Origin of the sequence: Brevundimonas sp. (assembly GCF_031082345.1) — a bacterium.
In the GTDB taxonomy this organism is placed as follows: domain Bacteria; phylum Pseudomonadota; class Alphaproteobacteria; order Caulobacterales; family Caulobacteraceae; genus Brevundimonas.
This window is the reverse complement of sequence record NZ_JAVHLH010000111.1, coordinates 1-8,814: the sequence shown is the minus strand read 5'-3', so window position 1 is coordinate 8,814 and position 8,814 is coordinate 1. Positions and strand designations below refer to the sequence as shown.

Annotated in this window: 7 protein-coding genes; 1 reads left to right on the top strand and 6 read right to left on the bottom strand. The window is 68.6% G+C overall.

Translation table 11 applies throughout. From position 1 onward, the window contains the following. The 5 genes from RDU12_RS08680 to RDU12_RS08660 form a co-directional block, all read right to left on the bottom strand. Window positions 1-463, bottom strand: a 463-nt coding sequence (locus tag RDU12_RS08680) for a transmembrane anchor protein (RefSeq protein ID WP_308684454.1), incomplete at its 3' end; no start/stop codon positions are given. A gap of 15 nt (window positions 464-478) precedes the next feature. Beyond that, window positions 479-1,207 carry a HupE/UreJ family protein gene (locus tag RDU12_RS08675; RefSeq protein ID WP_300289832.1) on the bottom strand — a complete coding sequence of 243 codons (729 nt, stop codon included), beginning with the start codon at window positions 1,205-1,207 and terminating at the stop codon, window positions 479-481. Beyond that, the gene (locus RDU12_RS08670) at window positions 1,204-4,380 is read right to left on the bottom strand and encodes an efflux RND transporter permease subunit (RefSeq protein ID WP_300289831.1); all 3,177 of its coding nucleotides are present in this window, start codon (window positions 4,378-4,380) and stop codon (window positions 1,204-1,206) included. Before RDU12_RS08670 ends, RDU12_RS08675 begins: the two co-directional genes overlap by 4 nt. 14 nt (window positions 4,381-4,394) lie before the next feature. Next, a complete protein-coding gene (locus RDU12_RS08665) occupies window positions 4,395-5,648 on the bottom strand; it encodes an efflux RND transporter periplasmic adaptor subunit (protein ID WP_300289830.1) in 1,254 nt (417 codons plus the stop codon). Then, window positions 5,645-6,958: a TolC family protein gene (locus RDU12_RS08660; protein WP_300289829.1), complete on the bottom strand. Its 1,314-nt coding sequence runs from the start codon at window positions 6,956-6,958 to the stop codon at window positions 5,645-5,647. The genes RDU12_RS08665 and RDU12_RS08660 overlap by 4 nt, the downstream gene beginning before the upstream one ends. 213 nt (window positions 6,959-7,171) lie before the next feature. Here RDU12_RS08660 and RDU12_RS08655 point away from each other — a divergent pair, with 213 nt between their 5' ends. Next, a complete protein-coding gene (locus RDU12_RS08655) occupies window positions 7,172-7,423 on the top strand; it encodes a hypothetical protein (protein ID WP_300289828.1) in 252 nt (83 codons plus the stop codon). A 354-nt stretch (window positions 7,424-7,777) separates the two neighbouring features. Here the strand turns inward: RDU12_RS08655 and RDU12_RS08650 are convergent. After that, window positions 7,778-8,814, bottom strand: a 1,037-nt coding sequence (locus tag RDU12_RS08650) for a copper resistance protein B (RefSeq protein ID WP_308684453.1), incomplete at its 5' end; no start/stop codon positions are given.

The following is an 8,814-nucleotide window of genomic DNA, read 5'->3' as shown; positions in this document are numbered from 1 at the left end:
CGTGATAGGGCGTCCCGGGCCGGTCAGCATGGATGTCGTAGTTGATCCGTCCCCCGCTGCTCGACCAGACGTAACGGACGCTCGCGCCTTCCGCCATGACCAGCTTGATCTCGGCCCCTTGATCCGGCGCGAGGGTCAGCACCGTCTCGTCGGTCCGGGTCGCGGGCGCTTCGGCGGTGGCCGGAGCGGCGCTCGGGGCTGCCGAAGCCTGCGGGGCGGGAGCGGCCGCCGGGAGCGCGGCGGTTTCCTCTGACTTGGCTTCCGCCGCCAGCTGCATCTTGATCCGCCCCATCTCGGTGAGGCCGAGCAGCGATCCGACCCGGGTCGGATCGACGCCGTATTCGGCAGGCAGGACGACGGTGACGAGCAGGGCGGAGGCGATGACCACGGCGATGCCGGTCGACTTGAGCAATCTGCCCGTCGAGGGCAGTTCGGAGGCGTCGGGCTTGTTGGCGTTATACATGGGTCAGGTCTCCGGTCAGGCGACGAAGAAGCCGACGAGCTGATAGCCCGCCAGAATGAAGCCGAGGGTCATGAGGACGACGTTGGCGGCGTAGGCGTGCCGCCAGAAGCCGGTCGTTCGCCGCCAGAAGCCCATGGCGATGAGGATGGCCCCGAGCGCCAGCAGCTGGCCCGCCTCAACACCGATGTTGAAGGCGATCAGGTTGCCGATCAGCCCGTCGGACGACAGGTTGAAGTCCTGCAGCTTGGTGGCCAGACCGAAACCGTGGACCAGGCCGAAGATCAGGGTCGCCGCCTTGGTCGAGGGCTGGAAGCCGAACCAGCGCTGCCAGGCGCCCATGTTGTCGAGCGCCTTGTAGACGACCGACAGGCCGATGATGGCGTCAACCAGATAACTGGAAACGCTGACGTCGGTCAGCACACCGAGCAGCAGGGTCGTGGAGTGGCCGATGGCGAACAGCGTCACATAGAGGCTGATGTCCTTCATCCGGTAGAGGAAGAAGATCACACCGAGCAGGAACAGCAGGTGGTCGTAGCCGGTGACCATGTGCTTGGCCCCCAGGTAGACGAACGGCCAGAACAGGAAGCCCGAGGTCTCCTGGATGTAGCCCTTGTCGCCTTCTGCGACGCCGTGGGCGAAGGCCGCCGTCAGCAGGCCGTTGAGGAAGAGGATCAGCAGCCCGAGCACGAGGACGCCGGCGGGCGTCCTCAGCCAGGCGGCCCATCGATGGGTCGCGAGGGTCATGCGTTGCTCCGGGTGATGGGAAGACGGTTCAGCCAGGCGGGCCGCGCGCCCGCAAGGCGTGGCGGACGGCCGTGGACGAGGCTGTAGAGGGCGGGCAGCACGAGCAGGGTCAGGATCGTCGAGGAGATGATCCCGCCGATCACGACGGTCGCCAGCGGACGCTGGACCTCGGCCCCTGCGCCCACGTTGAGCGCCATGGGCACAAAGCCGAGGCTGGCGACCAGGGCGGTCATCAACACGGGCCGCAGACGGGTCAGGGCGCCCTCACGGATCGCATCGCCGAGCGGCTTGCCCTCGGCGATCAGGCTTCGGATGAAGCTGACCATGACGACGCCGTTGAGCACCGCGACGCCGGACAGGGCGATGAAGCCGACCGCCGCCGAGATGGACAGGGGCAGCCCCCGCATCGCCAGCGCCGCCACGCCTCCGGTCAGCGCGAGAGGCACGCCGGAGAAGACGATGGCCGAGTCCTTCACCGACCGGAACAGGGCGAACAGCAGGCCGAAGATCAGCAACAGGACGACCGGCACCACCAGCTGAAGGCGCTTGGCCGCCGAGATCAGTTGCTCGAACGTGCCGCCGTAGCTGATCCAGTAGCCCGCCGGAATCTCGACCTCGGCCCCGACCTTGTCCTGCACCTCGGCGATGAAGGAGCCGAGGTCGCGCCCGCGCACGTTTGCGGTGACCACCACGCGGCGTTTGCCGTCCTCGCGGCTGATCTGGTTCGGCCCGGTCTCCACGGCGATGGTGGCGATCTCTTCCAGCGGCACGAAGGCTGTTCCGCCGGAGCCGGGCACGGGAATGCGCAGTCGGCCGATGGCGTCGGTGTCCTCCCGCAGGGTTTCGGGCAGGCGAACGACGACGTCGAAGCGTCGGTCCCCTTCGAACACCTGGCCGGCGACGACGCCGCCGATCGAGGCCGAGACGACCTGCTGGACATCGTCCATGCTGATGCCGAGCCGCGACAGGGCGGCGCGGTCGGGTCTGATCTGGAGCACCGGCAGGCCGGTCACCTGCTCGACCGAGATGTCTTCGGCCCCCTCAATGCCGCCGATCACGCCCTCGACGGCGTTGCCGACCTCCAGCAACTGGTCGAGGTCGTCGCCGAACACCTTGATCGCCACGTCCGCCCGGACGCCGGACAGCAGTTCGTTGAACCGCATCTGGATCGGCTGGGTGAACTCGTAGTTGTTGCCGGGGATTTCGGCGACGGCCGCCTGCATTTCAGCCAGCAGTTCGTCCCGGGGCTTGCGCGGGTTCGGCCAGTCCTTGCGATCCTTCAGCATGATGAAGGTGTCGGCGACCGAGGGCGGCATCGGATCGGTCGCGATCTCCGCCGTGCCGATCTTGGCCACGACCCGCTCGACCTCCGGGAACCGGGCGATGCGCCGTTCCAGGGCCGTCTGCATCTGCACGGCCTGGCTCAGTGAGGTGCCGGGAATGCGCAGGGCGTGCAGGGCGATGTCGCCCTCGTCGAGGTTCGGGATGAACTCCGACCCCATCCGGCTGGCGCCCAGGGCGGCGATCACGACCAAGGCGACCGCAACCGCGACGAAGGCCACGCGCAGACGCAGGGCCATCTCCAGCGCCGGCTGGTAGAAGCGGCGGGCGCCGCGCATGACGAAGCTGTCCTTCTCCTCGACCTTGCCGGTGACGAACATGGCGACAGCGGCGGGCACGAAAACCAGCGACAGGACCAGCGCGCAGGTCAGGGCGATGACGACCGTGATCGCCATCGGGTGGAACATCTTCCCCTCGACCCCGGTCAGGGCGAAGATCGGCACATAGACCAGGGTGATGATCAGGACGCCGAACAGGGACGGCCGGATCACCTCGCTGGAAGCCGAGGCCGCCAGGGCGAATCGCTCCTCGCGATTGAGCAGGCGGCCCAGCCGATGCTGCGTCTCGCCGAAGCGGCGCAGACAGTTCTCGACGATGATGACGGCGCCATCGACGATCAGGCCGAAGTCCAGCGCGCCGAGGCTCATCAGATTTCCGGAGACGCCCGTGCGCACCATGCCGGTGATGGTCATCAGCATGGTGATGGGAATGACGGCCGCCGTGATCAGGGCGGCGCGGATGTTCCCGAGCAGCAGGAACAGCACGACGATGACCAGAAGCGCGCCTTCGAGCAGGTTCTTCTCCACCGTGTGGATCGCCCGATCGACCAGATCTGTCCGGTCATAGACCGGCACGGCGCGGACCCCGGCGGGCAGCGCCCTGGCGGCTTCGTCTAGCCGGGCGGCCACGGCCCGGGCGACGGTGCGGCTGTTCTCCCCGACCAGCATGAACACCGTCCCGAGCACGACCTCGCGACCGTCCTCGGTGGCGGCGCCGGTGCGGAGCTCCTCGCCCATGACCAGATCGGCGACGTCGGCGACCCGGACGGGCACGCCGTTGCGGTTGGAGACGATGACCGCACCGAGGTCCTCGAGGCTCTCCGCCTGTCCGGGAACGCGCACGAGATACTGTTCGCCATAGCGTTCGACATAGCCGGCGCCCACGTTGGCGTTGTTGCGGCTCAGCGCCTCGACCACCTCGGCCATGGTGACGCCGTAGGCGACGAGTCGGTCCGGCCACGGTGTGACGTGATACTGCCGCTCGAACCCGCCGATGGTATTGACGTCGGTGACGCCCGGCGTGTTGCGCAGTTGCGGACGGATGACCCAGTCCTGAAGCGTGCGTAGATCCTCGGGCGTGTAGAGTTCGCCGTCAGGCCGCCGAGCGCCCCGTTCGGCCTCGACCGTATACATGAAAATCTCGCCGAGCCCGGTGGCGATGGGACCGAGTTCCGGCGTCAGGCCCTCGGGCAGCTGACCCCTCGCGGCCTGAAGCCGTTCGTTGACCAACTGGCGGGCGAAATAGATGTCGGCGCCGTCCTCGAAGACGACCGTCACCTGGCTGAGTCCGTAGCGCGAGACCGAGCGGGTGTATTGCAGCCCCGGCACGCCGGCGATGGCGGTTTCCACCGGGAAGGTGATCCGCTGTTCCGACTCCAGCGGCGAGAAGCCGGGCGCCTCGGTGTTGATCTGGACCTGGACGTTGGTGATGTCCGGCGTGGCGTCGATGGGCAGACGCTGGAAACTCCAGACGCCGACCGCGCAGGCCAGGACCACAAGCGCCATGACGATCCAGCGGAAGCGGATCGAGAGCGCGATGATGCGTTCGAGCATGATGATCAGCGCCTCTAGTGGTCGTGGCTCGCGCCGGACTTCTCGACGTCCGCGCGGATCAGGAAGGCGCCGTCCACGACATATTCCGTGCCGGGGTCGATGCCGCTCAGCACCTCGGTCCACTCGGGCGTGCGGCGGCCGAGTTCAAGCATCCGCACCTCATAGGTCGTGCCGAAGCGGGCATAGACGACGGTGAAGTCGCGGAACGGCTGGAGCGCCCTGGTGCGGACGGCCAGAGGAACCTGCCCGGCCCCAACCTGCGCCTCGCCCGACACGCCGAGGCCGGGCCGCCAGATGCCGCCCTGGTAAGGCAGATCGACGTGGGCGACGAGAACCTGGCTGGTCAGGTCGGCCGAGGGCAGAACCGACTCGATCCGGCCGTTGAAGGTGTAGTCGCCGGCAAGGCTCTTGACGGTGATCGGCTGGCCCGCGCGCACCCGTTCGGCGTCCCGGGGGTAGAGCAGAAACTCCGCGTGCAGCCGGGTCGGATCGCCGATCATGAGCATCGGTTGGCCGCCGCCGGTGATCGAACCGACGTTGACGTTCTTGGCCACGATCATGCCCGAGATCGGCGCGGTGATCGCATAGGTCTGGAGGCTCTCGCTGGACTCCACACGGGCGATGACCTGCCCGCGCGACACCCGGGTTCCAAGTTCGACGTTCAGGGCCATGACCCGGCCCGGATAACGGGCATGGACCTCGGCCTGGCCCTCGGGCGTGATCTCGACCCGGCCGGTCAAGGCCAGGGTCTCGCCCAGGGTCGCGGGTCCGACCCGCTCGACGGTGACGCCGCCGGCGCGGGCGGCGTCGGCGGCGATGACGGTGCGACCTTCATAGGAGGCATAGGCCCAGCGGTGCTGCTTGCCGGCATGGGCGGCGGTCACCGTCACGTCGAACGAGTGCGGCTCGGACACCACCCCCGGACCGGTGAGGTAGTCGTTCTCGGGCGCGAAGGTGAAGCGGTCGGTCTTCGGACCCGTTCGGCCCAGGGTGATCGTCGCCTGCACCTGCCGCGGATCGACCGGCTTGTCCTTGAGATAGGGATAGAGGCGGAACAGCGGTTCAGGCCCGTCCTCGTAGATGGTGACCTCCAGCGCGAAGTCGCCGTCGCGCAGCATACGCCCGCGATGCGGGCCGCGCTCATAGTCGCCGGCGGCGACCTCGCCTTCGGCCTTCTCGGCCGCGCCTTGGCCGCAGGCGGAAACGCCGACCGCGAGCGCCAGGAACGAGGCGGCGATGATGCGCCGCGATGGGGTGAGACGGATCATGAACGGGTCTCCAGGCCGAGCAGGTCGGCATGCGCGCCGGTCAGCCGGTCAAGGCGGGCGCGATCGATGTGAAACTGTTTCAGCACGGCGACGCGGCGGGCCCTGGTGGCGAGCAGCGCGTTCTGGGCGGCGATGACGTCGTTGTAGGTGAAGCCGCCGCGAGCAAAACCTTCGCGCACTAGCACCACGGCGCGCTCGGCCTGGGGCAGGGTTTCGGCGGCGATCCGCTGGGCCTCCAGCGCCCGCGAGGCAAGGAGGACCTGGAGGCGGGCGATCTCCCGCTCGCGTTCCTGACGGAGCGCCGCCATGTCGGCCTCGGCGGCGACGCCCTCGAACCGGGCCCGCTCGATGGCGCCTTCGTTGCGGTCATAGCGGCCCAGCGGGATGGAACCGCCGACGACCAGGCCGAGGTCCTGCCCGTCCCAGAAGTGGCGGACACCGACGCTGACCGTAGCGTCGGGTGTGGCCAGAGCCTGTTCGACGCCGACCCTCGCCCGGGCGACATCGCGCTGGGCGGCCAGAACCGCGAGGTCGATCTCGGCGGCCTCACCGGCGACTTCGCGGGCGGCGCTGGTGTCTTCGAAGTCAGCCGGATCGAGGGAAAAGTCCGACGCCCCGATCCAGAACCGCCCCAGCGTGGCGCGGGCCAGTCGGGACTGTATCTCGGCCTGGTCGAAGTCGATCTGGGCCTGGGCCAGTTCGGCTTCGGCGCGGGCGCCGGCGAACAGGGGGTCCCGGGCCATGTCGACCCGACGCTGGACTTCGGTCTGGAAGCGTTCGGCGAGGGCGAGGCGCTCGCGCGCGATCTCGAGTTCGGCCTGCGCCGCTAGCGCCTCGGCCCAGGTGCGCTGCACCTGTTCAAGGCGGTCCAGCCGCCGGATCGCGACTTCGGCCTGGACCTGGGCGGCTTCGCCTCGCGCCAGAGCCACGCGCGCCGACCGGTCGCCACCCCGTTCGAACCGTTGCTCATAGGACAGGGTCGTCTCGGTGCGGTCGATGATGGCGCCGCCGCCCAGCGTGGGCAGGTTCTCGACCATCAGGCCGACGGTCGGGTTGGGCCGGACATCGGCCTGACGCACGGCGGCGTCTCCGGCGCGCGCTCGCGCCTCCACGCCCGGGAGTCCGGGGTCGACCTCGACGGCGCGCGCGAGGGCCCGCTCAAGGGACAGCGTAGGCGCATTGGCGGCAGAGCCGGACGGCTCCTGCGCCATGGCGGAGTGGGTCGGCGAGGCCGCCAGTGAGAGCGCTGCAACCGAAACGGCCGCGAAACGCGCCCACGATCCGGCCGAGCCGGTGATCGGGGTCTTCAAGGGTATCTCCGAAAAACGGGTTGCGCGCAGCCGAACGGCCGCGCCGGTTCAGACGACCGTGCGCATCCGTTTGGGAGGGTGTTCAGGCCCGTCGCCGGTATGGCTCGACAGGGCAGGATCAGGCCCAGGTCGCCGGAGCGCGGACGCGGAGGCCGACGTTTCGGTCAGAACCCGACCTGACGCCGGCATGGCGGCCTGAACGTCGCCGCCGCCATGATGGTGATGCCCGAGAGGGATTGGCCCGTCACCGTCCCGATCTGTCTCGGTATCGGGAACCTCTTCCGGCGCCACATGGACATGAGCCTCTTCATGATCGTCAGCCGCGTGCTGGTCGCCATCTGCGACGATCAAAGCGACAGCGGGCCAATCGGCTGCATGGGCGAAGTCGTGCTGCGACTCCGACAGGCCATGCAGGTTCATGGCCGCCAGGAGGGCGACGCACAGACCGATGCAGATGTGGCGTAGGGCGTGATTCAATTATTCAGGCTCCGCCGATCCGTTTAACTATCAACCGGACACGAGGCAATCAGCGTGTGGGCGCTTCGGTATGGAGACGAACGTCCGTTGCCAGCGAGATGCCAGTGTCCCCGCATAGTGCCGATCAGACACGCTGCTCGGTCATCCCGCTAATCTGTAACCCGGAGTACTGCAGACCTAGCCTGGCATCGGATGTTACAGTCTGCATTCTGTAAGGTACTGAATTCGCACAACCCTTCGCCAGACTTCGAATCTGAGGGTCGGACGTTCGAATCGTTCCGGGCGCGCCATTTCTTTTCCGCGAAATCCGGAAATCCGGCCGGCCGGCCTTGGAGCCTGCGGCTAGAACCAGGCCTTGAGGCCGACGACGAGACGGGTGTCGTCCGCCTCGCCGCCCCGGGCCTCGATGTAGTCGGCGGTGTCTCCGAACGCGCGGCTCCACTCGACCCCGACGTAAGGGGCGAACTCCTTGCGGAACTCGTAGCGCAGCCGCAGGCCCGCCTCGACCGAGGACAGGCCCGAACCGATCTCCAGCTCCGGAATGTCACTGGCCGAGGCGGCGATTTCCAGTCGCGGCTGGAGGATCCAGCGCTGGGTGAGGCGCTGGTCGTACTCGGCCTCGACGCGGGCGGTCAGATCGCCCTCCATCGACAGGAAGGCGGCGGCGTCGACTTCCCACCAATGGGGAGCCAGTCCCTGAAGGCCCAGGGCCAGATGCGTGGCATCCTCGGCGTCGGGGCGGAAGTCATGACGCACGCCGGCCTGCACGTTCCAGAAGGGCGTGACCGCGCGGCTGTAGAGGGCCTGGAGTTCGACCTCTTCCAGGTCGCCGCCGAATTCGCCCTCGCCTTCGGACTTCCACCAGAAGCGGTTTATGTCGCCGCCGGTCCAGCCCTGGACGTCCCATAGCCAAGTCTCGTCATCGTCGCCGAAGCCGGCTTCAAGACGATCGATGACCACGGCCGTGGTGCGGATGTCGCCGTTCTCGCGGACCAGGGTCTGTCGGGCGGCGGCCATGGCGTCGGCGCCGAAGATCAGGTCGGCCGCGTGGGCCGGACCGCCCAGGGCGGCGGGCGGGACCGGGTCCTCCGGGGGGCGGCCGGGGTTGTCGGCGCTGGTCGGCGCGTCCGGCGGGCCCATGACCATGGTCGACATGTCATGCCCCGCGTGCGGATCGTCCTGGACAGGGGCCGCGGCGGACATGTCGTGGCCCGCGTGCGGATCAGACTGCGCCGGCGGCGGCGTGGTCGACATGTCGTGGCCCGCGTGAGGGTCGGCGGCCTGCGGCTCCGCCGGCGCCCGGTGTCCGGCGTGCGGGTCGACTGCGGGCGGAGTCTGCGGCGACGGCATGACGTGGCCGGCATGGGGGTCCTGCGCCG